Origin of the sequence: Streptomyces sp. TP-A0356 (genome assembly GCF_001417775.1) — a bacterium.
Taxonomy (GTDB): Bacteria; Actinomycetota; Actinomycetes; order Streptomycetales; family Streptomycetaceae; genus Streptomyces.
On the sequence record NZ_BBZJ01000033.1, the window covers coordinates 86,210 to 108,758 of the forward strand.

A 22,549-nucleotide genomic window follows, 5' to 3' on the forward strand; every position below is an offset into this window, starting at 1 on the left:
AACGCCTCGGCGCCCTTCCTGGCCCGGGCCTCGATCGGGTACGGCTGGAACATCTACAACTCGCTCATCTGACCGAGGGCGAAGGCGCGGCCCCGCGTGAGGGATCAACGCCTCTGATGGTGGCGACAGCTAGTTCCGTTCTTCGCGGGTAGCTCGTTCAGGTCTGCGGCCAGCGGGGGTGTGTTGGTTCCAGGCCGAGGAGGTCGAGGAGATGGAGCTGGACGCCGCGGCTGATGACGATGGTGGGCGGGTCGGTGGCATGACCGACTCGAAGTCGAAGGCCGCAGAGGTGGTAGAGGATCATCCGGCCGGTGGGGCGGACATCTGGGTGCCGGGATACAGCCCGCGCATCTTCTGGTCGCCCCTGAGGGCCCGGCGGACCTGGCGCTCGATCAGACAGAAGACGAGCAGGGCCAGGCAGATCACCGCCACCAGTGCGGCGACTGTCTTGTTGGTCCTGCACGAAGACGGGGGTGACGGCCAGGGGCCCTTGGCGTCGCCGTAGCGGCGCTCGACCGCCCCTGCTGGCCCTTGTGGCGCCGCAGCACCTCGGCGGCGTCGGCCTGCTTGGGGGTGAGGGTGGTCAGCAGCGTGTACCAGCCGTCGACGGCCGCCTCGGCCTGGAGCACGTCCCGGTCGAAGTCCTGTCCACGGGTCCAGGTCCGGCGGGCCCGTCGGGCCCGTCGGCCCGAGCGGCGGTAGATGCGCGGCGAGTTGAAGGAATCGGTTCCAGTTGCAGCGCATGCCGGGGCGAGCCGGTAGGGTTCCCGCCCGACTCGCGGCGCGGCACGTAGGGGTTGCCGGCCGAGTCGCTGCCGAGACAGCTGCGCAGGCCCTGCATCCGCGTGTTGAGTGTGCTCGTCGACAACGGGCTGAACTGGATCCATGTCGGCAGTGGCGCGCCCGGCCGCCCGTATCCAACGGGGCTGTCCCGTCTCGATTGATCTGATTCGTAGTCAGGGCCGGGCCTGCGAGGATCAGATCGCTTGAGAGGGTGAGCTTCCACGAATCTCATGTGATCTGGTCCGTCACCGGCGGATGGTGTCCGTCGTCTCATCCGCCGGTGGCGTTTCGAAGTGACTGCACGGCGGCATGTTGAGCCAGGCCTGGCTATCCGCCTGCGAAACGTGCCGCCAGGTCCATGGCCTCCTGGGTGAGTTTGATGTGCAGGCCGGTGTTGTCCTGCGTGGCGAGCTGGGTGAAGCTGCCTTCGTGCCACCAGAACACCGAGGGGCTCAGCGCGCCCGGTGACTGCTCGAAGCCCACGGCGGCGGACCGGGCCATGGTGCGCAGCGAGGGCACCACGCTCCTGTCGCGGATGACGTGGAAGGCGAGTTGGTGGCGGTGCGGCAGCGCGACCAGGATGCCGTCCTGCGCCGGTGCGTCCTTGGTGTAGCGGCGTACGACCTCGTCGAGGACCAGGGCGAGGCTCGCGATGAAGTACGAGCCGCCCATCAGCACGTCGAAGTGGGAGCTGTCCTTGTCCCTGACCACCTTGTGCTTGTCAACGCGCACGGCCCGTAGGTTCTGGAACGCGCGGTCCCGAAGGGCCGTCATTTCGCCCAGATCGGCGTGGTGGTCCGCGGTCAGCATGTCGACGGTTTCCAGATACCTACGCGGCATGGACGCCGCCGCCGTCGCGGATGTCCTGGGCGTCCCCCTCGCGTCTGTGACAGCCGCCGACCGGTACGCCCAAAGAGCCTTGACAGCCGCCCTACGTCCCCAGAAGAACCTGGGAGGAAGCCGCACATGACCGCCATCGAAGAACTCCTCGCCCGAGCCCTACTCCTCGACGAACCGGCCGTACCTCGCGACCTCGTTCCCCGCGACGATGCCGGCATCGAGCGCGGCCTGGGCGCGGTGAGCGAGCAGGAGCGCGACCAGGCGATGGCGGCCAACGACCTCCAGGCGCTGTGCGAAGCGCTGCTGGCCCACACGACCGCAACGTCGCTGGGAGGCTTCGTCACCGAGCACCTGCCGGAGCCTCCCGGCGCCCGGATCCTGGGCTGCATCCTCCAGCTGGCCGACGCCGACGACAGTGCCCGCACCTGGTGGCAGTACGCGGCCGGAGCCGGGGACGACCTCGCCTCCTACTGCCTCTACCTCCACCACCTCAAGCTCGGCGACCGCAAAACGGCCGCCTGGTGGGGCAAACAGACCTGCATCGACACCCGCCCCTCCCCCCAGGACCAAACCCCGCTGCCAGGAGTGTCGGACTTCGACGCCAGCGTCCCCACCGTCCTGCGGGTCCTTGCCCGGCTCGACGAGGGGGACACCCCGCCGCGCACCGAAGTCGTCGACGCCGTCATGCACTACGTCCCCAGCGCGGTCGCCATCGGCTACCTCGACAACCCCGAGTTCGAGATGCCGTTGCCCAGACCGGACTTCGCCGAACACATCAGCATCTTACTGGCCGCCACCACCGCCGCAAGCGCCATGACGGCCGCCCCACCCCGGCAACGCCGACCGCTTCCACGACTGCCCGGCCGCCAAGGAGGCTCCCACCCGCAGAAGTAGCCGCCACCTGCCGATCCCCTGACTGGGATCCGGCGTCGGCCGGTTCTCTCCCTGGCCTGCGCCGCGAGCGACCGCTGGCCAGCACCGCCGCCTGCCGTCCATATTCAGCAGCTCGAAGAGAGACGCGATCAGTACACTGACCTTCGTGGGGCTGGACATCACGGTGCTGATCGCGGACTGGTCATGGCTCGAAAAGGCGCCCTCCCGAGAGCGGCTTGAGCAGCTGCGGGATGCCTGGTACGACGACGAGACGGGGCTGTGGGACGGCGACGCTCCAATGGTGGCGGGCGACTGGGTATGGCCGCGGGGACCGAACGGCGCCTACTTCGGCGTGTACGAATTCCGGCGCACCTGCGGTTCCTTCAAGGCACACTTCTGGGCCGGGGAGCGGTGGGAAGCCTTCCGCGACCATGTCGACCCGCTGTTGCGGGCCGAGTTGGACACCTTGCTCATGGGGCTGATCTGGAACGGACCGGACGGTGAGGCGGAGCACACGGATCCGGGCTTCTTCAGCGACGACCCCGGCATCGTCTACGGCGTGCTGCTCGCACGGTCACCGGATAGCGTGCGTCAACTGGCCGCCGGCTGGGGTCGCATACGGCCGCGTCTGGACGAGATGCGCGGGCCCTTTGCCGAACATGCTGCCAGCTGCCAGGGATGGGTCAGCACCTTCGACGCCTTCACCGACCTGTTGGAGGACTGGGGCCGCGTCCTCACCGAAGCCACTCGGCGAGGCTGGGGCGTGGTGGGATTGAGCGAGTAGGAACAACGGGCCTCCAGGCTCTTCATCCTCGATGCTCGCCGAGGAGAACACTTCTGGCGCCTCCAGTGCTTCCTTGCGCGCGCCCCGCACGGCGTGGCGACGGCTTGGTAGGGCAACATCTGCTCAGCCATTGCCTGTGTTCGTGAGGGGACGTTATGCGCTCCATGTCGAGAGCCGCGCTGTCCGTACTGGTCGCCCTCGCGTGCTTGGCGGTTTGCAAGCCCGCGTCGTCCGCCCAGTCGCACCCGTCATCGAGCGGGTCTGATGCAGGTTTGGGTGAGGGTTGACCTGCCCGATCGTGCAGCAAACCCCAGGACCTGCCGTAAGTTGACGGTGGGTCGCAAGCCTGGAATTACGGTCGTCATCCCATGCGGTGGCGTGATTCGATCGGTGTCGGCCGGTTAAGCTCTGCTGCCGTAACGCGACTGCTACCAGCGGGGTTGGAGTCGCCGCCCGGAGGGGATTCAGGACGCCGACGGCGAGTTTGACTTGATCGCCACTGGTCGGTGTGGCGCATCCAACAAGTGCTGCGTGAGCGACACCGTGGCGGCGTCAGCCTGTGGTGGCTTCGGGCTCGCGAGCGATCTCGGAGATACGGTGATCTCCCCACCGTTTGCGACGAGTTGACCGAGGGCCTTTACCGAGGGAGTCGGCGCGTATCGACGGCAGCGGCGAACCGCGGATCGGTGTGGGGCAACCAGGAATAGAGGAATCCGTCTCCGATTCCGTGTCGGTTTCGTCTTTTCGTGCTCGCGGACCGGAGGAACCGGTCTGCGCCTCCCTTCATGCCGATAGATCTTCGTGCGCGGTGCATTTATCGTCCTGGAGCTCGTCTCCTCGGGCCGCCGCGATTGACGGCGCGCCACTCGGTTCGGACGACGGACGCGCTGCCCGCGACCGGACGGATACCGCCGATATACCGCCGCTCTCCCCCGGTCGTGCAGGGTGAAGCTCGGACAAGCCGCGGTGGAGCCGCTGCCTCGGTGAACGGCTGTCGGGAGGGCATCGATGTCTGGAAACGCAGGGAGCGAACGTCCCTCGCCCGGGATACCAGGTGTCGACGACGGCGGGCCCCCGGTCAGCGCGCTCCGCGTCGACGCCGTGCCAGGGCACCGAAGCGCCGATCGCACCATTGCCCGCAGATCCCGAGCGGCAGCGGCCCCCACGCCCGCCCACTGCGGCAGAGGGGCGTGTCATGACCTATCTTCATGATCCGCATCACCGTGCGGTACCTCATGAACAGTCGCACGGTGGGCAGGTGCCTCGGCAGCGGTCGGCCACGCCGTACCCCCGTGACGACCGCGAGGCGGCGGACATCCGGATGCCGATCGACACCGGCGCCGAGGCAGGGACGACCGGCTTCCACAGCTTCGTGTGCTCCGACTGCAACCTCGGCTTCGGCCGGCATGTGCACCTCCACCTCCGGTCGGCGGCGTCCGAGGTCGGCAAGGCGCGCGCGGCGGTGGGCGAGGCCCTCCTCTCTTGGGGGTGCCCGTCCGGAGTCGTCGACGACAGCCGGTTACTCGTCAGTGAGTTGCTCGCGAACGCGATCAAGTACGCACCCGACACTTGGATCACCCTGGACCTGATGCAGATCGGTGACCGCCTGTTGGTGGAGGTCACCGACGGGTCCGCGGCACAGCCCGTCGTCCACCAGGCGGGTCCCCAGCATGAGCAGGGCCGAGGGATGTTCCTCGTTCAGGCGATCGCGTCCGCCTGGGGTGCGCGCCGGGACCGCCGTGGCCGTAAGACCACCTGGTGCACCGTCGCCATCGACGGGAGTGGCGGGACGCCGCCTCGATGACCTGCATGGGCTGGCCGGGGGCCGCGTCGCGGCTCCGTACCGATCGCCGTGCCCCGGGCGGCGACCTGCGACGCACACGGCGGAAGACGCGAACAGCAGAAGACGAATACACCTCCGACCACCCGGCATCGGCCTGAGCCGGCACCGGCGGTCGGGTAGGCCGCAGTTCCTGAGGGAGGACCAGTGAACGGCGTGACCGGAAGCCTGGGCCGGAGTTCATCCGCGCTGGATCACAGCCACCTGTACGCGTGGGAGGTGCACCAGGTCTGCGACAGCAGACACCAGCAGGGTCCGTGCGGTACGTGTGCGACGGAGCAGAGCGCACGGGCCTGTATCGAGGCGGCCCTGTCCGCCACGGCCCGCCCGGGCGTGCATTCCTGGGGGCTGCTCAGCCGCGTTCCGGCGGCGCCGCGGCAGCCGAAGTCGTCCTGGCTGCCTACGCCGATCGCTCGGGCCGCGCTCGGGCCGGACGGGACGGTGACCTGGCAACCGCCGGCCGGCCGGGGACTGGTACCGGTGAGGGCGCCTGAGGCCGGCCCGACGCAGTCTCGCGGTGAGAGCCTGCCCTCCGCACTGGCCCGCTTCGGGGGCATGGTGCAGCGGTGTCGGTTGGCGGCCGGACTCGCCCGCCGGGAGGTCGCCGAGCGGTTGCGGTGCGCCGAGGCTGAGGTCGAGCGGGTGGAGAACGCCGAGGGGATGCCCTCCCGCGGCTTCGCCGTCGAGGCCGACCGGCTGCTCGGCGCGGACGGCGCCTTGGCAGCTCTGTGGCCCTCCCTCGTCAAGTCCGCCTACCCGGACTGGTTCTGGCAGGTCATCGAGTTGGAGCAGCAGGCGAGTTTCGTCCAGGAATTCGAGACTGTCGCCATTCCTGGTCTGCTGCAGACCGAGGCCTACGCCCGGGCCGTCTTCACCACCGCCCATCCGGTGGCCACGGCGCTGCAGATCGAGCAGTACGTGACCGCCCGCTTGGACCGGCAGCGCATTCTGGAGAGACGCGACCCACCGCAGATCGTGATCACCCTCGACGAGGCGGTGCTCCGTCGGCGCGTCGGCGGGAGCCGGACCATGAGCGAGCAGCTCGGACACCTGGTGACCCTGGCCGAGCTGCCCAAGGTGCACCTTCAGGTCATCCCGTTCAGCGTGCGCGAGCACCCCGGGGGCATGACCCCGTTCCGCATCATGGGCTTCCGGGAGGGCCCGGACGTCCTCTACGGGGAGTCGTTCATCGGCGGCCAGGTGACCAACGACGCCCATCAACTCCGCCAGCATCAGCTCGCCTTCAACTTCATCCAGGCCAACGCGCTGTCCCCCCAGGACTCGCGCACCCTCATAAGTCGGCTGCGAAAGGAAATCGATGGTGGACCCGACTGAACTGCACTGGCGCAAGAGCAGCTACAGCATGGGAAACGGAGGGAACTGTGTGGAGGTCGCCGATGCCGGACACGCCGTCTACGTCCGGGACAGCAAGGACCCCGATGGCCCGGCGTTCGGGTTCGGTCGGGAACAGTGGCAGGCATTTCTTACGGCCCTGGGAGACGGCGGGGGTTGGGCACTTACCCGCCCGGTGGCACCGTCCACCACCGGACGCACCCGAACGGCCGCGCCGCGGCTCCTCCTGAAGCGGCAGGACGTTTCGTCAGGGGCCGCCACCCCACGTCCGTGCCCCCGCCATGCGCCTGACGGGCACTGGGAAGTCGTTCCCCTGGGCCGCTCGTACTGGCTGGCGGCACAGGTCGGCGTCCGTGAAGTGGCGCATGCCACACCGCACTTCTAGACTGCCCCGGTGCCGTGAACTGTCGCGGCACCACTTTCACGGGGTTGTGGAGGCTCCGTGAGGCGACCCACGCACGCACGTGGATGTACGGCGCGCCCTCGAGCCGCCGACGCCGGATCCCGGCGCGGCACCCGGCCGCCCTCCGCGCCGCGGCCCGGTGCGTCTTCGTCGCGGCGCCGGGCACGCCAAGGATTCGATTCTCCCGCTGGCTGAGGCCGGTGGTTCCCTCGAAGGGAGGTCCGACCATGGGTTCGGTCGGTGCACAGGCGGTGGTCATCGGCGGGTCGATGGCAGGACTTGTCGCGGCGCGTGCGCTGGCCGACCGGTTCACCCGGGTGACCGTCGTGGACCGGGACGCTCTGCCCGGGGACGCGCGAGACCGGCGAGGCGTGCCGCAGAGTGGCCATGCCCACGCGTTGCTGGTCAGCGGGCAGAGCACGCTCGAAGAGCTGTTTCCCGGTCTCACCGACGAGCTCGTCGCGGGCGGGGCGGTGCCCTTCGATCCCGGGTCGGACCTGCTCTTCCACCAGATGGGGGGCCATCGGATCCGCTGTGCCACCGGACTGCAGGGGATCAGCCTCAGCCGCGCCTTCCTGGAGCACGCGGTACGGGCCCGCGTGGCCGCGTTGCCCACCGTGGAGGTCCGCGACCTCCTCGCGGTGTGCGGGCTGACCGGGTCCGCCGGCAGGGTGACCGGGGTCGAACTGGACGGGGGCGAGGTCCTCGCCGCGGATCTGGTGGTGGACGCGACGGGACAGAGCGCTACGCGGACCGACCGGTGGCTGCACGCCCTGGGCTGTTCGACCCCCGAGGTGGCCACCGTCAAGGTGGACGTCGGATACGCCACCCGCCTGCTCCGGCGCGGTGCCGACGACCGGTTGCTCGACGACGTACTGCTCTACCTGATAGCCGGCGTTCCCCCGCACGACAAGCGGGCGGCCGCCGTCTTCCCCGTCGAGGGCGACCGGTGGATGGTCACCCTGGCCGGCTGGCACGGGACCCACGCGCCCGTCGATCCGCAGGGGTTCGCGAAGTTCGCCGCCGAGCTGCCGACCCCCCATGTCGGAGAACTGGTCGCCCGCGCCGAGCCGGTGGGTGAGGAGGACGCGCGACGGTTCGCCTATCCGCAGGCCCGGCGGCGTCTCTTCGAGCGGCTGCGGCAACCTCCCTCGGGCTATGTGGCGATCGGTGACGCCCTGTGCAGTTTCAATCCGGTGTACGGGCAGGGCATGAGCGTCGCCGCCCTGGAAGCGGTGGAACTCGGCCGCTGCCTGGACCAGTTCGGCACCACGTCCTCAAGGATGGCCCGCGCCTACTACCGTGCGGCGGCCAAGGTGATCGCCGGCCCGTGGCAGGTGGCGACGGGCGGCGATTTCATGTACCCGGAGACGGTGGGCCGCCGGCCGCCGGGCACCGACCTGGTGAACCGCTATGTCCGCCAGGTGCTGCTGGCCAGCCACGTCTCGGTGGACGCGCACCGCGTCGTCCTCGACATGCAGCACCTGCTGGCTCCGCCGAGCGCGGCCCTGCGACCCGCCACGGTCGTCCGCAGCCTGCTGGCCGCCCGCCGGTCGCCGGCCCGCGGGTGACGTACGCTTCCCGGGCCTGAAGCGCGGCGCACCGGCGCCGCGCTCGGAGCACGGAGGGAACAAAAGGGAATGGATCCCACCGGTCGCACGCGAGTCGACAAGTTCCTTGCCGCCCGCGGAGATTGCGCCCAGGATGTTCGAACCCCGCGCTCGGCGCTTTCGAGGTACCGCTGGAGGTCATATGGCGGCTGTCCGTGGCCGGTTCCCCGGCTTCCGCACGTGTCCGGCTCCGGAACCGGCCTGCGTCAGGCCTGCCTTGCATGGGTGACGACTGACGGAGCGTGGCATGCGGTATCAGGTCCTCGGTCCTCTCGGGCTGTGGCGCGGCAGCGACGAGATCCCCCTCGCCCCGGCGAAGTGGCGGATGCTGCTGGCGGTGCTGCTGTGTGACGCCAACCAGGTGGTCTCCACCGACCGGTTGGTCGCGGAACTCTGGGGCGCCGACCCTCCGCAGAGCGTGGGCAAGCTCCTGCAGGGCTATGTGTCGCGGGTGCGGCGGGCGCTGGGGGATGAGTCGGGCCGACTGCTGGTGACCCACGCGCAGGGGTACCGGGCCCACGGCTACCGGCTCGTCGTGGCACCGGGCGAGGTCGACGCCCACCGGTTCGTGGAGCTGATCGAGCAGGGCGGGCGGCAGCTCGACGGCGGTGCGCCCGAGACCGCCGCGGAGCGGCTCGAAGAGGCCCTGGGACTGTGGCGCGACGCCCCCTTCGCCGACGTACCGCCGACGGCCGCCCTGGAGGCCGAGGCGATGCGCCTTGCGGGGTACCGCACGCAGGCGCGGGAGTCGCGCATCGAGGCCCGGCTGAGGCTGGGCCGCCACGAGGCCGTCCTCGACGAACTCGACGCACTGGTGGCCGAGCACCCGCTGCGCGAGGGGCTGCGGGGCCAGCTCATGTTGGCCCTGTACCGGGCGGGCCGGCAGGCCGACGCGCTGGCCGCCTACCAGGACCTGCGGCATCAGCTGGCCGAGGAACTGGGAATCGAGCCGGGCCCGCCCCTGCAACAGCTGCACCAGCAGATCCTGCGGGCCGACGCGTCGTTGCTGCTCGAGGCCCGACCGCCCGCCGAACCCGCGAGGGCCGCCGAGCGCAGGCCCGTTGTGGTGCCCAGGGAGCTTCCCCACCTCAGCACCACCTTCGTCGGCCGCGCGGGCGAGAGCTCGGTGCTGCACCAGCTGCTGCAGGACGGCGACGAGGGCCGGGTGGCGATGGCCGTGATCGACGGTGCCGGCGGGGTGGGCAAGTCGGCTCTGGCCATCCACACCGCCCACCAGCTCGCCGAACGCTTCCCGGACGGCCAGTTCTACGTCGACCTGCACGGGGCCACCGCCGGGCTGACGCCTCTCGAACCCGGTGAGGTGCTCGGCCGGTTCCTCGCGACGCTCGGCGTTCCGGAGGTGGCCATTCCCTCCAACACGGAGGAGGCCGCTGCCACGTTCCGCTCGCTGGTGGCCGACCGGCGGCTGCTGGTGGTGCTCGACAACGCGGCCGGCGTCGAGCAGGTCCGGCCGCTGCTTCCCGCCGGTCCCGGCTGCGCGGTGCTGATCACCAGCCGCGAGATCCTGACCTCCCTGGAAGGCGCCACCCATCTCCATCTCGGCGTCATGTTCCACGACCAGGCGACCGCTCTGCTGGAGCGGCTCGTCGGCAAGGAGCGGGTGGCCGCGGAACCCGAGGCGACCGACGCGATCGTGCAGATGTGCGGCCGTCTCCCGCTCGCCCTGCGCATCGTCGGCGCCCGCATGGCAGCCCGCCCCAGCTGGCCCCTGAGCGCCTTCGTCGAACGGCTGACGGACGCTCAGAACCGCCTCGACGAGATCCGGGTGGGCGATCTGTCGGTGCGCGCCAGCTTCCACGCCAGTTACGACGGCATCTGCCACAGCGAGAACCCCACGGACCGGGCCGCTGCACGCGCCTTCCGCTTCTTCGGGGTGCTGCCCGGTTCGAACATGGGCCTGCAGGCTGCGGCCGCGCTGCTCGGCCTCGACAGCTGGGGGGCCGAGGACGCGCTGGAGCGGCTGGTCGACGCACATCTGCTGCACAGCCTCGCCCCGGGCCGCTACCAGATGCACGACCTGATCCGCCTCTTCGCACGTGAACAGGTGTACGCGGAGGAGTCGGCCTCCGAGCGCGAACGGGCCCTCGAACGCGTGCTGCGCTTCTACCTCGCCACGGCCGAGCGGGCGGTGGCCTTCCTCGACGTGCCGCCGCAGCCTCCGCACCGCCCCGCCAAGGACCCGTCCGCCCACGGCGCGCTGCCGACGACGCCGATCAGGAACCGCCGCGAGGCCGAGGCGTGGCTGGACGTCGAGCGCGCGAACCTGATGGCCGCCGTCACGCACGCCGCCGGCCAGACCGACCCCACGGCCCGGCTCGCGATGCGGCTGGCGCGGCCGCTGCACTGGTACCTCTACCCGCACGCCCGCGCCCGGGAGCTGCACACCCTGGCCGAAGTCGTCGTGTCCACCGCCCGCCGCCTCGGCGACCGGGAGAGCGAGGCGTGGGGGCTGGACCACCTGTCCGCGGTGTACTGGCTGCACCGGCAGTACGACGATATGCGGCAGTGCCTGGAGTCGGCGCTCACACTCTGGCGCGAGATCGGCGACCGGAACGGTGAGCTGCGGGTCCTGGGCAACCTCGCGGACGCGCTGGCCGAACGCGAGCTCTACGAGGAGGCCGTCGGCGTGCAGCACCGGCACCTCGCCCTGGCACGGGAAGCCGGCGACCTCATGGCCCAGATGAGCGGCCTGGGCAATCTCGGGCGGGCGTACCTTGGGCTGGGCCGGACCGAGGACGCCCTGTCCTGCCTGCGGGAGAGCCTGCGGCACGCGCGAGAGACCGGCGAGCGGGCCCTGGAGAGCCTCGCCCTCAACGAGATCAGCTTCATCCTCTTCGACGAAGGCAGGGTCCAGGAGGCGCAGGAGCACATGAGACGCGCCACCATCCTCGCGGACGGAAACGTCGACGCGTACGTGCGCTGGCGCGGATACACCTGGAGCGCGTTCTTCCCTGCCTGCCTGACACTGCGGGTCGGGCCACAAGCCGCTGAGGGAAGCACGAGGTGACGGTGCATCAATTGGTTTATTAGGCTCGGCGGAATACCCCGCCCGGTACCTTGGTCCGGGGTCTTCCGGGAAGCCTCCGCTTCCTCTACGGTCGGGCCCTCGATCCACTCCAAGAGTTCACCCACCCAGAACCTGGTAGGCCTCATGGAAGTCATTGCCCACCCCGACGAGCGAATGCTCCGGATCACGCCGACCGCCGATCCTCCCGGCCTGCGCCTGGAGGGGGAGCTCGACGCGACGCGGCACCGGGAGGTCATCGAGGCGCTGTCCCCGCTGGCGGCCGAAGGCGGCGATGTACGGCTCGACCTCGGCGGGCTGCGCTTCATCGACCTCGGCGCCCTGCGGCTGCTGACGTGCCTGGTGGAGCGCTGCGGGAACGGGGTCCGGCTCGTCCTGGACAACCTGTCGCCACAGATGGAAAACCTGATCCAGACAGTCAGTTGGGAGCGTCTGCCCGGACTCGTCCAGGGTCGGAAGGAGATGTCATGACCGCCGAGGCACCCGCGGATCAGCCTGTGGAGGCCGGTCAGGGAGTCCAGCACTACGCTCTTCTGTACGGCAACGAGGAGGAGTTCCTCGCGGGCGCCATCCCCCACCTGCGCGAGGGCATCGAGGCCGGCGACCCGACGTTCGCGGTCACCCCCCGGCAGGAGGCCGAGGTGCTGCGCGACTCGCTCGGCCGGGACGCCGTGGCGGTGCAGTTCATCGATCCGTCGGACTTCTACAGCACTCCCGTGCGGGCCATGGCCGGCATGATGGCCGTCGCCAGGACGCTCGGCTCGCGCCCGGCGTGGGTCGTCGCGTCGGCCGACTGGTCGCAGTACCCGGACGTGATGGAGTGGGTCCGGTACGACTCGATCTTCAACATGGGCTTCGCCGACGCGGATTTCCGGGGCTATTGCTGCTACAACACCTCGGTTCTGGCCCCCGAGGTCATTTCCCTGGTGCGCCAGACCCATCCCAACATCCACGAGGGCGCCCGGCTGCGGCAGAACCCGGACTACCGGGACCCCCGGGACTTCGTCGCCGACGTCGACAACCGGCCGCTGCCGCCCTCCCCGCACTCCGCCGCCTCGATGGAGGTCCGTCCGGACGACCTGCACGCGGTACGGGCCTTCGTCGCTGAACAGGCGAAGAACTGCGGAGTGGCGGGAGACGGGCTGTACAACGTCCTCGTCGCCGTCACCGAGGTGGCGACCAACGCCCTCCGTCACGGCCGGGCGCCGGTGTCCCTGCGCGTATGGCCCGACAACGGCCTCGTATGCGAGATCACCGACTCCGGCCACTGGCAGCCCGAGGAGTTCTTCAGCTGGGTGCCACCGGAGTCCGCCCTGAAGTCGGGGTTCGGCATCTGGGGGGTCGGCATGCTCTGCGACACCGTTCAGGTGCGGACCGGGCCCAAGGGCACCGCCGTACGCCTGCGGATCTGCAGGAAGTAGAGGCGCCTTCGGTGGCTCTGTGCGGGCAAAGCACTCCCACTCATCGGCGCCCGATCTGCTCCAGGCGGCCTCTGATCCCAGCCCGCAGCGCCAACAACCGAGGGTAGGAGTTGCTGTGAAGAACGCCCGCATCAACGACGTTCTGCTGGCGCTGCGGCGCTTTATTGGCGTCCCCATCCCGCACACGCGTCTGCGGATGCGCGGATTCGTCGGGGAAGGCGAAGGGCTGCGATTGCGTCTGGAAGACCCAGAACGCCGCCACGTGATGCTCACCCTTCCCACGCGTCGCCCCAACGAGGCAGTCCCGATCGCCACCTGGTGGTACGTGGGCACCCTCCGTCATGCCGCTCAGTGGGCCGAGACCAACGGCCGACTCTCCTCCGAAGGGCATGAGGCGAAGGTGCTCGACGGCGAAACTCTGATCGCCGACGGCGTGATTCCGGCTGCATCCGAAACGACCACGGACGACAGCCTGGACTACGTGATCGGCGATCTCCTCGCTGACCCCGCCTGGCCCAATCGGCACAGTCCCGCCCCCGAGCTGTACCAGCTCATCGGGTTCGACCTTATGACGGAAGAACGCGTCCGCGCATACCTGGAACTTCCGTACTCCCCGCGTACGATCGGCATCGATCTGGCTGTTGTCGATGAGGAAACGGGCATGCCCCGTTCGACGGGCTGGTGGGCCTCGACCAAGCTCAACGCCATTCTCACCCCTGACGAGCCGACGGCTCTCGCTGCGCACTTGGTGCCGGACGCAGAGGACCCCAACTGTGACGCCGTCTACGACCTCACTCATTGGGCGTAGCACGCTGCCCGCCGAGCGTGCAGATCGGCTCGCCGGTTCCTGCTCGCTGGGGGCCTTCTTCGATGGGTGCGGTTCCTCTGAAGGGAGAGTGAGGAAGGACAGGAACCGTGGGCTTGTGGGTAGGCGTCCACCTCGGCATGCAAGATCGATACCTATATCTCGCTTGTCACGGTGAAGCCACGCCTGCCGAGGGCGAGCTCACAGAGGCTGGCCGACGGCAGGCAGAGCTGCTTGGCAAGGGCCTTGTCAATCCCCTGGTTGCGTAGAGACGTTGGGTATGCAGCCCGGCCTTCCTGATCGGTCCGCGCTCACGCTTCCTGGATGATCCGTTCGAACTCTGCGCCTGCCGAATATCCCATCCGCCCGGGTCAGGCGGCGTGCCGGTACTCGTGGATCACTCCGGCGAGCCGGTTCCGGCGGCGTATGTCCAGACGGGAGATGCGGCCGGGATCGGTGATTGGTTCGGGGACCGCGTGCAGTGAGCCTTCGCCATCTTCGAACGCGCAGGTCAGCGGGGCTGGCGTGACGGTAGTTGAACGTGCTCGTGCTGGTCGTGGGCGGGAGTCTAGGGCCTTGATCATCTGACGGGGCGGGGCAGGTCCGAACGGCGGCCGAGCCGGTGGCGGCGCAGGTCGCAGGCCCTTCGATGCTGTTGGTCCCGCACCCAGTGCGCCGGCGAACGCCACCGGGCAGCGGCACGGCCATGGCCCTGCGCGCGCCAAGTCCACCCTGCAGGTCGACGGCGCTACGACCCCACATGTACCAGGGGCTCTGCTCGTTCGGCAGGAAACGCCTTTGCTCAGTCAGTCCGCGCAAGCCGAGGGGAAGCAGTTGTTGGGCTTGTTCCTCTTGACCGTGGTCTCGTTGAGCCTGATGACGGCGCCTGTTTGGTTGAAGATGCCGCCGCCGTTGCCGGCAGCCCGGTTCCGTGTGACCGTGCTGTGGTCGAGCTCGAAGGTGGTGGGCGACTCCTCCGGAGCGTTTTCGTTGTAGATGCCTCCGCCGTCGCCGCCCGCGGAGTTCGCCTTGATCTCGGTCTTCTTGGCTTTCGCCTGCCCCTCGTTGTTGATGCCACCACCCCTTCGAGCAGCGACGTTCTCCGAGACAGTGGTGCGATCGCTGTCGAGCGAACCGCCTTCGCCGTTGTTGATGGCGCCGCCATCCCCTGCCACGCAGGGCGGTTGCGTGCAGATTGCGCTTGCAACGGTGTTGTCGCTGAGGACGCTGTCCTCGATCCGCAGGGTGCCCTTGTTGTTCTGGATGCCACCGCCGTCATCCCCGGCGCTGTTGTGGCTGATGACGCTGTCGTCCTCGATCTTTACGGTGCCCTGGCTGATGACACCGCCGCCGTCCTCGCGACTGCTGTTGCCGGTGACCTTTGTGTGTTTCAGGGTCAGAGCCCCGTTGGAGTTCACGCTGATGCCGCCGCCGTCGGCGCCGACATCGGGGGCGGTGTTGTTGGCGATGGTGCTGTCGCGGAGTGTCGTCGTTCCGCCTTCGATCTGGATGCCACCGCCGTCGGTCGCGCCGTCGATGGTGTTGCCGGTGACAGCGCTGTTCACCAGCGTCAGCCGTCGCTCGGTCTTGATGCCGCCGCCGTCGCCCGTGTTGGTGTCTGCCTTGACGTGACCGCCGCTGACTGTGACTCCGCGCAACGTGAGGTCGCCGCTTCCATCGACCTCGAACAGTCGGAAGAGATCCTCCGTGTTACCCCCGCTGCTGCCGCGCGCGATGGTCGTGTCGTCACCGACAATGGTGATCTTCCCCGTGACCTGCGGCAGCGCGTTATTCCCGTCTACCGAGTCGGTGAAGGTATACGTACACCGCTCTTCCAACTCGATGGTGCCGCCGGTCGGGTTGTTGAGTGCCGTGATGGCATTGCGCAGCCCGCCGGTATCGCCGCAGCTGATGTGAAAGGTGGCGGCGTGCGCGATGGACGGAAAACCAGCCAGGCTCGCGGCCAGACCGACAACCATGGCTGGTCTCCGCGTGACGCGTACCTCATCTTCTCTACCTCTGTCGCATACGTGCTGTTGGCCTCGACGGCTACATGGCTACGACGCGAGGAGCATAAGGAGCGACTTGCCGATTACTTACAGTTGACGGCGGGACGGGGAAGCGGTTCACCCGTTCGCGGCCCTCGAGGCTGTTGAACTCCACGGTGACGGGTGAGTCCCATGGCGAGGGTCCCGCGGTCAGGTGTCACCTCTTGCGGTCCGGCCATCGACGTAGGGGCTTGGCGTGGCGCTCGGCCGGGGGTGCTCGTGCTGGTGGCGGGCGGGAGTCTGCGGTCTTGCTCGTCCGTCATCGGCCGGCTTCGAGGTTCGTCAGGACGAGCAGGGCGCGCAGGAGCGCGGTGGCGCGGCCGGGGCCGGTGCGGAGCTTGGTGAGGACGCGCCAGGCCTTCAGGTTCGCGAAGCCGTGTTCGACGGGGGCGCGTGCTTGCTTCTGGCCTGGGGTGAGCTTGCGGGCGCGGGTGGCCTTGAAGCCGGTGAAGCCGTGCTCGACGGCGGCGCGTTCGCGATTGAGTAGGCGGTTCGCTTCCTTCTTCGCGTTGGTGAGGCGGTGGTTGCGGGTGGCCTTGCGGCCAGTGATGATCGCCGGGTCGTCGGGGTCGTCGTCGAGGCCGACGAAGCCGAGGTCGGCCAGGGCTCCGAGCCCGGCCTCGCGCAGATGGCCGGTGATCTTGTTGTGGCGGGCCGCGGTGATCTCGCTGGACCGGCCGGGCTTGGCCGCGGAGATCCAGATCAGGTTGCCCTTCTCGTCGGTCAGCGCCAGAAACAGCAGGCCATGGGCTTTGTGCTTGCCGGAGAAGTTCTTCCGGTTGTCCGCCCCGGTGCGACGGCGAGTGCGCACGAGGGTGCCGTCCAGCAGCACTACGACCCCGCCGCGGCGGGCGATCTTCTTCAGCGCCCGGTCCAGTCGCGGGGCGCGGGTGGACAGCAGGGTGAGGACTTCCAGCACCCAGCGGCGCACGGTGGCAGCGGAGACGTGGTTGCCGTCGGCCAGGCGCTGGTCGTGACGGAGCACGGCGAGCACGATGACCGCCTGGGCGCCCGGGGCGAGCTTGCGCCAGCGAGTACCCAGCTGGTTGCGTCGGCGGCGTATCAGGCCGGCGACGAGATCGATGGTCCGCTTCGACAGCGGGAGACGGACCTGGTAGACAACATCCTGAGGGCCTTCGGCGGGCTGGTTTTTCGTCACAGATTCACCAACTCCCATTGGGGGCCGTCTTGTTACGGCCGGAATCGGCCGGTCCGCCGCTGCCCTGACCGGTCAGCGCGTCAGATAGCGTCCCGCGCCGGTCCGCGAGAGCCAGCCCCGGTCGGCGAGCTTGCGCAGCTGCCCGCGAACCGGCTGGCTCCACCTTCGCCGGTGGTCTGCCGGTACTCCGGGGGTGAGGACCTCCACCCCCGTGCCCTCGACACGGTCCGGCACCAGCCGCATCCCACCCGCACCCGGACCAGCCACCACCGGCTCCGGCTCCGGCTCGATGATGCCGGACGGCAGTCGCCCGGCGTCAGTCGCCTCGGCCCACTGCCCGAAGACGATCTCGGCAGCCTCCAGCCGGGCCACCTCCACCTCGATCTCCGCCACTTCCTTGCGCAGCAGTTCAGCCCGCTCGGCCAGGTTCATCCGCCGCTCGATGGTCCATGTCAGCACGTCCACGATGACGATCCCTCCCGCGGCCGAAGCTACGCGGCAGGCCGAGGCCCGTATCCGGGAACCGCGGAAGACGCCCCTGACGGACGATGGTGCTCCCCCTGGACTCCGCGGTCGTCCAGGCGCTGGCAGCCGTATGCCCGTGGGGCCCCTGACAGACCCCGGTCTTCCGCCGCCCCTACATGGACCGGACTGGGAACCGACGGGGGTCAGGCCGGGCCGACCCGGAAAGGCCGCATCATCTCGTTGTCCTCGTGTTCCAGTATGTGACAGTGCCACATGTACCGGCCGGGCTGCCCGAAGCGCACCTTGACGCGGGTGATCGCTGCCGGATACGCCAGCGCCGTGTCCTTGAAACCGCTCTCCCATGCTTCCGGGGCGCGGCGGGTGCCCGACGGGACGGTTTGCCGGTCGACGATCTGGAACTGGACCTCATGGATGTGAATGGGGTGGGCATCCTTGGTCAGATTGTGGATTTCCCAGATCTCCGTCGATCCCAGCGCGGGATTCTCCGTGATGGGGGCGTCCCATCCCAGTGGTTTCGGCTTGCCGCGCGTGTCCAAGGTGCCAAGGAGCACCTGTCGCGGTCCCACATGCGGCAGGCCGGAGGAGTTCAGCTCGTTGAGGGACACCTTCCGGGTGAGCTCGGCCGCGCCAAGAGGCTCGAACCGCGGCAGTGTGAGCTGGGAGGGAGGCGTGGACGTGTCCACTCCGGCGAGCGGCGCGACCACGAACTTCATGACCTGCCCGGTGGTCTTCGGGTCCGCTGCGGCGAAGTCGCTGCCCACCGTGCCGCCCGCGAAGGGAGCGTCCGGTCCCTCGTTGATCAGATACAGCTCCGTGGCCGCCGGGACGGAGGTGAAGTCGACCACGACGTCGGCTCGTTCGGCCGGAGCGAGCAGCAGTTGCTCCCGCTCGACGGGTGCGGGCAGGAAGCCCCCCTCGCTTCCCAGTTGCCACACCGCAAGCGCTGCCGATGCCGGTCTGCGCGCCAGCGGATCCCGGACGATCTTCAGGATCAAGGAGCGCGCGTTGCACCCGTTGAGAAATCGGAACCGGTAGCGGCGCGGTTCGACCGCCAGCACTGGCCACGTCCTGCCGTTCGTGACCATCGCAGTGCCGAAGTACTCCGGGGCCCAGATCGGGGCGATGTCGCTGCCGGGCACATAAGGTCCCTTGAACCCGTCGAAGAGTGCCCGGCTCGGTGGATAGAACAGGCTCCCGTCGGTGCGAAACGAGCGGTCCTGGATGACGATCGGGATCTCGTGGTAGCGCGTGCCCGGCGGGTCACCGAGCCTTGGTGCAGGCCCGGGCAGGATGCCCTCCTCCAAGTCGGACGGCCCACCGCGCAGCAGGTAGAAGCCCGCCATACCCGCGTACACGTTCAACCGGGTGATGCCCAGGGCGTGGTCGTGAAACCACAGGGTGGAGGCCCGGCTGCGGTTGGCGTAGTGGAAGACGGCCTCTCCCGGTCTCCAGGGCACACCGAACCGCGACTCGGACTTCTTCGCGAACTCTTCGTAGAAAGACCCGAATCGTGCACAACCGCGGGGAAGGCCGCGCGCGTCGGGCAGGTACCAGGCTTCGGCGTAGCCATCGCTCTCCTCTGCGTTCGCCCCTCCATGAAGGTGGGTCACGATGGGCACCGGGCCCCGGTACGGCCCAGGGGTCGAGGTGAATGTGGGGCGTGAGTCCCGCCGTGCGATCCCTCCCAGCGGATTCGCCCAGTGCAATGTGGGATCCACCGGAAGCAAATGCGGCAGATACCTGCCGCCTGCATCAACCAGCTCGTTGACCCACCCGACCTGGACTGCCCGGCCGTACTGGGCCTCGACGGTGAAGGCGGGGTAGTGGAACGTGTCCGGATGCCTGGTCGAACCGTACCCCCACACCGTTGTGGCCGGCCTGCCGGGCGGAAGCAGCTGCTGCCGGAACTGCCGGACGCCGATCGTGTAGATGTCCCGGCCGGCCTGGCTGTCCATCGGCATGACAGGAGGTACCACGAGTTCGGTGACGTACTTCTCCATCCCCGAGGGATCAAGGACTCCTGCTTCCGCCGGTGCAGCCCGCGACATCGCTTTGCCACTGACGAGAAAGAGTGACGTGCCCGCTGCTGCGCCGGCCTTAAGAACACCCCGCCTATTGATCATGGGTCTTCTCCACAACTCGAATCGGGTCAGGGGCGAATCACACGGCATCAACGGCTTACGCAGCGGGCCTTTCGGCAATCGTTGCATCCGCGTATAACGGGCACCACCGCACCGATGGACAGGCCTGTCGGCCGCCGCCGGGAGCGGCGGCACGAAAAGCTGCCCGTCGGCCGTTGCGCTGCTCCTCCGGCTCTCGTCGCCGCTGCCTCCATCCGGGTGACGGCGGACGCCTGCTCTCCGCCCGCACGTGGAGCCGGGGGCGGTGGGATCAGCCTGGCGGGCCCCCTAGCGCAGCCCGCCACGAGGTCGCCTCCCGGCTGCCGGCGAGGGACCCCACCGCGCGTCACCCCGTACGACGTCGGTGTGAGAGCCTCCACGGCCTTGACGATGACGTCCCAGCGGACGCTGTAGGCCCTCCGGGGTGGCACCGAAGTCCACGACCTGCCCAGCAGCTTCAGGAAGGGCCGGAAGACTTCAGGACGAGCTCCTCCGCCTCGCGCGTATCCCGGTTTTGGTGATCGATGAAGTCGGCTACATCCCGTTCGCACCGGAAGCAGCGAACCTGTTCTTCCAATTGATCTCCGGCCGCTACGAACGCGCGTCTGTGATCGTGACCAGCAACAAGCCCCAGATCGCTGGGGAGAGGTCTCCGGCGACGACACCGTCGCTGCCGCGATGATCGACCGTCTCGTCCATCACGCCGATGTGCTCTCCTTGAAGAGAGACTCCTACCGGCTCCAAGACCGCGACACCGGCCGCACACCAGGCGCGGCAACCGGGTGAACAACTACACACACGGGGTCAAAAGTCACCGACCCCAAAGGGGTCCACGTTCAGAGACCGCCGACACCCCGGTTCCTGCCCGGCATCGGGGCCCGCCCTCGGGGACGCGCTGTACGGCGCCTTGATCTTCACGCACGGGAACCCCGGGCCGTGTTCTGCTGCCCGGGGTTCTTCTCATGCTGCGATGCGATGCGTCGGCTTCCTGTCAGTCAGAGCGTGTCAGCCACGGTCGAGGGGAGAACTGTGTTCCGTCTTCCTGCTGGGCGTCAGCCCGTGGCTGGGGAGCTTGCTACTGACACGGGACGGAGAGGGCACATCACAGTGATGCGGACACCGCCGCAAGGTGAAACGCGCAGGCTAGCGGCCCACCGGGGTACCGGGGATGCGAGTGAAACCCGCCCCACAGGCCGCCGCCAGGTTCGACGCGTCGAACGGCGTTGTGCTGGTGGAGCACACGGCCTCGTAGGCCTTTCCGTCATCGGTCAACAAGGTCACGTAGAGCTTTTCGGAGGCCGGAGTCCTGCTGCTCTCCGTATTCGCGACGGCGGTGTCCACCACACATCGGGGGGCGCCGGGAAGGACGTTGAGGTTCACCCATACTCCTGGGTTACGGCTGTCGTTGAGGAAGGCGTGGCCCGAGCGATCCGTCGCCGTGCGCCAGCGGGTTCCTTGGACCTGATCGTCGAAGTCCCTTACGGTGACAGCGATGTCGAGCTGCCCTCTGCATTTTCTGGAGTGGTCGAGGGCCTTCGTGTGCATGCTGCTGTGGGCAGCTGCGGATGAGGCGACGAGAACTCCGGCCATCAAGGAGCCTGCCGCTACCGAAACACCTCTAACGGCCCACGTGCTCTTGGAGCGGCCACCGTGACGTCGGGGCTCCCGAGGTTCCCATTGCATGCATGCGTTCCCTTCATGAGGCCTATGGAGAAGTCGATATACGCCTCCGCCGACATGGTCGTTATGGCGACTACTGTGCCGGTGCACTTCTATCGAGAGAGGCACTTCTTCTGCGGGGGTCAACAGTTTCCGCAGACGGGCCGTCAGGTGTCACGACCGATCAACTTTTCACCCATCCGGTCTTCTTCAATGCTCTGGACGGCGGGACGAGTGCGGAGGCCAGGCCGGGACATTCGTCACCACTGACAATCAAAGCGTGGCGTCGGCAGGGGCTGACGTTTCTTGATCCCTGCTGACCGACGAGCGGCGGGCCTTGATGGAGGCGGCTGAGCGGTTCGCCTCTGAGTTTCACGCGCCTGGGTTGGTGTTGGACGGGAACGCCCCGAGCTTGCCTTTCGGAGTAAGCAGGTCGCCCATCGCCTCCTGCACCATCCCGTGTGCCCTCGGCCCCTGCTGCCCCGTCAGGCCGCGGCCAACTCCCGCTCAAGAGTGGCCGGCGGTTGTCGGGGGTGAGGGCCCGGGGCAGGCGCTGGTGTGTCCGGGCCCCTCACAGGTCGCGCATCCGTCCGAGGGGTGCGGATGTTCATGGCGCGACGCCGTTTTTAACGACCATCACCTGGCGCCGGTCACGCGGCGGTGGGTGTCGGTCAACGCTGGGCGGTCGCCGCTGTGGTTGAGGCTTTGATGTAGGTGGCATGGACCGGGAGTCTGCTGGCCGACCGAGTGGTAGGTGTAGACCTGTGCCTCGAGGGCGGCAGGTCACGGTGGTGGCGGATAGGGGTGCGCGGTGGGCCGGGCGCCGTGGCGGCCAGCTTTGCACGAGCGGTAGGTTTCCTGGCGGCTGGCCGGCCAGCGTGCATCCCTGATCGATCCCCGTTTCGGTCGACTCGAAAGGGCAAGGCTCATGCTCAAGGTGAAGAAGGCCGTCACCGCCGCCGTGCTGGCGGGCGCGGCGATCACCGGCGCGGCTGCGACTCCGGCGATGGCGGCTCCCGACCACGGCAGCCTGGTCAACGTCGACGCCCGCAACGTCCTCAGCGGCAACCAGATCGTGCTGCTGCAGAACGTGTCAGTGCCGCTTGCCGCGGCGTTTTGCGGTGTGGACGTCAACGTCTTCTCCGCTCAGCTCGACCAGGGTCAGGCTTCCTGCCCGGCCCAGACGAACTCGCAGCAGCTGGCCTGGGCGGTCTGGAACTGACGCAAGACCCCGCTGTGGCGCGTGCGGGATCCAGTTCCCGCGTAATAGGGGTGGCAGCCACCAGCTGCCACCCCCCTCCTCGTGTGACAAATCCGCT

At 68.7% G+C, this 22,549-nt stretch carries 21 protein-coding genes and 1 pseudogene; 14 read left to right on the forward strand and 8 right to left on the reverse strand.

All coding sequences use genetic code 11. The features are described 5' to 3' along the window. Positions 1 to 300: 300 nt before the first annotated feature. The 3 genes from ASC56_RS42905 to ASC56_RS32805 all read right to left on the reverse strand — a co-directional run bounded on the left by ASC56_RS42905 (position 301) and on the right by ASC56_RS32805 (position 1,623). A complete protein-coding gene (locus tag ASC56_RS42905; RefSeq protein WP_267887652.1) occupies positions 301 to 432 on the reverse strand; it encodes a hypothetical protein in 132 nt (43 codons plus the stop codon). Then, complete coding sequence (locus tag ASC56_RS40840; protein WP_159039757.1) at positions 423 to 629, reverse strand: hypothetical protein; 207 nt, start codon at positions 627 to 629, stop codon at positions 423 to 425. Before ASC56_RS40840 ends, ASC56_RS42905 begins: the two co-directional genes overlap by 10 nt. A 481-nt stretch (positions 630 to 1,110) precedes the next feature. Further along, positions 1,111 to 1,623: a hypothetical protein gene (locus tag ASC56_RS32805; RefSeq protein ID WP_159039758.1), complete on the reverse strand. Its 513-nt coding sequence runs from the start codon at positions 1,621 to 1,623 to the stop codon at positions 1,111 to 1,113. Positions 1,624 to 1,749: 126 nt separating this feature from the next. Between ASC56_RS32805 and ASC56_RS32810 the strand changes: the two genes are divergently transcribed. From ASC56_RS32810 to ASC56_RS42410, 11 genes and pseudogenes are all read left to right on the forward strand, one after another. Beyond that, positions 1,750 to 2,517 (forward strand): hypothetical protein, encoded by a 768-nt coding sequence (locus ASC56_RS32810; RefSeq protein ID WP_055495225.1) that lies wholly within the window; start codon positions 1,750 to 1,752, stop codon positions 2,515 to 2,517. A gap of 145 nt (positions 2,518 to 2,662) precedes the next feature. Beyond that, a complete protein-coding gene (locus ASC56_RS32815; protein WP_055495226.1) occupies positions 2,663 to 3,280 on the forward strand; it encodes a hypothetical protein in 618 nt (205 codons plus the stop codon). A gap of 1,258 nt (positions 3,281 to 4,538) precedes the next feature. Next, positions 4,539 to 5,084 (forward strand): ATP-binding protein, encoded by a 546-nt coding sequence (locus ASC56_RS32820; protein WP_055495227.1) that lies wholly within the window; start codon positions 4,539 to 4,541, stop codon positions 5,082 to 5,084. A 192-nt stretch (positions 5,085 to 5,276) separates the two neighbouring features. Next, positions 5,277 to 6,455: a helix-turn-helix transcriptional regulator gene (locus ASC56_RS32825; RefSeq protein ID WP_159039759.1), complete on the forward strand. Its 1,179-nt coding sequence runs from the start codon at positions 5,277 to 5,279 to the stop codon at positions 6,453 to 6,455. Then, positions 6,439 to 6,858, forward strand: a complete 420-nt coding sequence (locus ASC56_RS43300; RefSeq protein WP_079102859.1) for a DUF397 domain-containing protein — start codon at positions 6,439 to 6,441, stop codon at positions 6,856 to 6,858. The genes ASC56_RS32825 and ASC56_RS43300 overlap by 17 nt, the downstream gene beginning before the upstream one ends. Before the next feature lie 245 nt (positions 6,859 to 7,103). After that, a complete protein-coding gene (locus ASC56_RS32830; protein ID WP_055495229.1) occupies positions 7,104 to 8,447 on the forward strand; it encodes an NAD(P)/FAD-dependent oxidoreductase in 1,344 nt (447 codons plus the stop codon). A gap of 286 nt (positions 8,448 to 8,733) precedes the next feature. Beyond that, positions 8,734 to 11,514 (forward strand): AfsR/SARP family transcriptional regulator, encoded by a 2,781-nt coding sequence (locus ASC56_RS32835; protein ID WP_055495230.1) that lies wholly within the window; start codon positions 8,734 to 8,736, stop codon positions 11,512 to 11,514. A gap of 144 nt (positions 11,515 to 11,658) precedes the next feature. Next, complete coding sequence (locus ASC56_RS32840) at positions 11,659 to 12,003, forward strand: STAS domain-containing protein (RefSeq protein ID WP_079102860.1); 345 nt, start codon at positions 11,659 to 11,661, stop codon at positions 12,001 to 12,003. Then, entirely contained in the window at positions 12,000 to 12,953 is a 954-nt protein-coding gene (locus tag ASC56_RS32845) for a sensor histidine kinase (RefSeq protein WP_055495232.1), read from the forward strand. The genes ASC56_RS32840 and ASC56_RS32845 overlap by 4 nt, the downstream gene beginning before the upstream one ends. Positions 12,954 to 13,068: 115 nt before the next feature. Continuing rightward, entirely contained in the window at positions 13,069 to 13,761 is a 693-nt protein-coding gene (locus ASC56_RS32850) for a hypothetical protein (protein WP_055495233.1), read from the forward strand. A 137-nt stretch (positions 13,762 to 13,898) separates the two neighbouring features. After that, positions 13,899 to 14,006: pseudogene (locus ASC56_RS42410) on the forward strand (histidine phosphatase family protein); the annotation flags it as partial. 558 nt (positions 14,007 to 14,564) lie between these two features. Here ASC56_RS42410 and ASC56_RS32855 read toward each other — a convergent pair. The 4 genes from ASC56_RS32855 to ASC56_RS32870 form a co-directional block, all read right to left on the reverse strand. Further along, on the reverse strand, positions 14,565 to 15,737 hold the full coding sequence (locus ASC56_RS32855; RefSeq protein WP_055495234.1) for a hypothetical protein: 1,173 nt from the start codon (positions 15,735 to 15,737) through the stop codon (positions 14,565 to 14,567). Positions 15,738 to 16,065: 328 nt separating this feature from the next. Then, complete coding sequence (locus tag ASC56_RS32860; protein WP_055495235.1) at positions 16,066 to 16,965, reverse strand: transposase family protein; 900 nt, start codon at positions 16,963 to 16,965, stop codon at positions 16,066 to 16,068. 72 nt (positions 16,966 to 17,037) lie between these two features. Continuing rightward, positions 17,038 to 17,430, reverse strand: coding sequence for a hypothetical protein (locus ASC56_RS32865; RefSeq protein WP_055495236.1), 393 nt, complete (start codon positions 17,428 to 17,430; stop codon positions 17,038 to 17,040). A 203-nt stretch (positions 17,431 to 17,633) separates the two neighbouring features. After that, positions 17,634 to 19,451 (reverse strand): multicopper oxidase family protein, encoded by a 1,818-nt coding sequence (locus ASC56_RS32870; RefSeq protein WP_199836130.1) that lies wholly within the window; start codon positions 19,449 to 19,451, stop codon positions 17,634 to 17,636. Positions 19,452 to 20,088: 637 nt separating this feature from the next. On the opposite strand from ASC56_RS32870, the gene ASC56_RS42990 reads away from it, so the two are divergent. Together ASC56_RS42990 and ASC56_RS42995 are read left to right on the forward strand one after the other, a co-directional pair. Next, positions 20,089 to 20,253 (forward strand): ATP-binding protein, encoded by a 165-nt coding sequence (locus ASC56_RS42990; RefSeq protein WP_305793672.1) that lies wholly within the window; start codon positions 20,089 to 20,091, stop codon positions 20,251 to 20,253. Next, complete coding sequence (locus tag ASC56_RS42995; protein WP_305793673.1) at positions 20,250 to 20,357, forward strand: ATP-binding protein; 108 nt, start codon at positions 20,250 to 20,252, stop codon at positions 20,355 to 20,357. The genes ASC56_RS42990 and ASC56_RS42995 overlap by 4 nt, the downstream gene beginning before the upstream one ends. Positions 20,358 to 20,714: 357 nt before the next feature. Here ASC56_RS42995 and ASC56_RS40845 read toward each other — a convergent pair whose 3' ends face one another. Then, positions 20,715 to 21,116 carry a hypothetical protein gene (locus ASC56_RS40845; RefSeq protein ID WP_159039760.1) on the reverse strand — a complete coding sequence of 134 codons (402 nt, stop codon included), beginning with the start codon at positions 21,114 to 21,116 and terminating at the stop codon, positions 20,715 to 20,717. 1,042 nt (positions 21,117 to 22,158) lie between these two features. Between ASC56_RS40845 and ASC56_RS32880 the strand changes: the two genes are divergently transcribed. Beyond that, the gene (locus ASC56_RS32880) at positions 22,159 to 22,452 is read left to right on the forward strand and encodes a hypothetical protein (protein WP_055495239.1); all 294 of its coding nucleotides are present in this window, start codon (positions 22,159 to 22,161) and stop codon (positions 22,450 to 22,452) included. Positions 22,453 to 22,549: the final 97 nt, after the last annotated feature.

Excerpts from the sequence above, each read along its gene's own strand:
- ASC56_RS43300 (WP_079102859.1), top strand. The coding sequence starts at position 6,439 with ATGGTGGACCCGACTGAACTGCACTGGCGCAAGAGCAGCTACAGCATG.
- ASC56_RS42995 (WP_305793673.1), top strand. The coding sequence starts at position 20,250 with ATGATCGACCGTCTCGTCCATCACGCCGATGTGCTCTCCTTGAAGAGA.
- ASC56_RS32810 (WP_055495225.1), top strand. The coding sequence starts at position 1,750 with ATGACCGCCATCGAAGAACTCCTCGCCCGAGCCCTACTCCTCGACGAA.
- ASC56_RS32835 (WP_055495230.1), top strand. The coding sequence starts at position 8,734 with ATGCGGTATCAGGTCCTCGGTCCTCTCGGGCTGTGGCGCGGCAGCGAC.
- ASC56_RS32830 (WP_055495229.1), top strand. The coding sequence starts at position 7,104 with ATGGGTTCGGTCGGTGCACAGGCGGTGGTCATCGGCGGGTCGATGGCA.
- ASC56_RS32840 (WP_079102860.1), top strand. The coding sequence starts at position 11,659 with ATGGAAGTCATTGCCCACCCCGACGAGCGAATGCTCCGGATCACGCCG.
- ASC56_RS40845 (WP_159039760.1), bottom strand. The coding sequence starts at position 21,116 with ATGCACACGAAGGCCCTCGACCACTCCAGAAAATGCAGAGGGCAGCTC.
- ASC56_RS32880 (WP_055495239.1), top strand. The coding sequence starts at position 22,159 with ATGCTCAAGGTGAAGAAGGCCGTCACCGCCGCCGTGCTGGCGGGCGCG.
- ASC56_RS32855 (WP_055495234.1), bottom strand. The coding sequence starts at position 15,737 with ATGGTTGTCGGTCTGGCCGCGAGCCTGGCTGGTTTTCCGTCCATCGCG.
- ASC56_RS32845 (WP_055495232.1), top strand. The coding sequence starts at position 12,000 with ATGACCGCCGAGGCACCCGCGGATCAGCCTGTGGAGGCCGGTCAGGGA.
- ASC56_RS32870 (WP_199836130.1), bottom strand. The coding sequence starts at position 19,451 with ATGGAGAAGTACGTCACCGAACTCGTGGTACCTCCTGTCATGCCGATG.
- ASC56_RS32805 (WP_159039758.1), bottom strand. The coding sequence starts at position 1,623 with ATGCCGCGTAGGTATCTGGAAACCGTCGACATGCTGACCGCGGACCAC.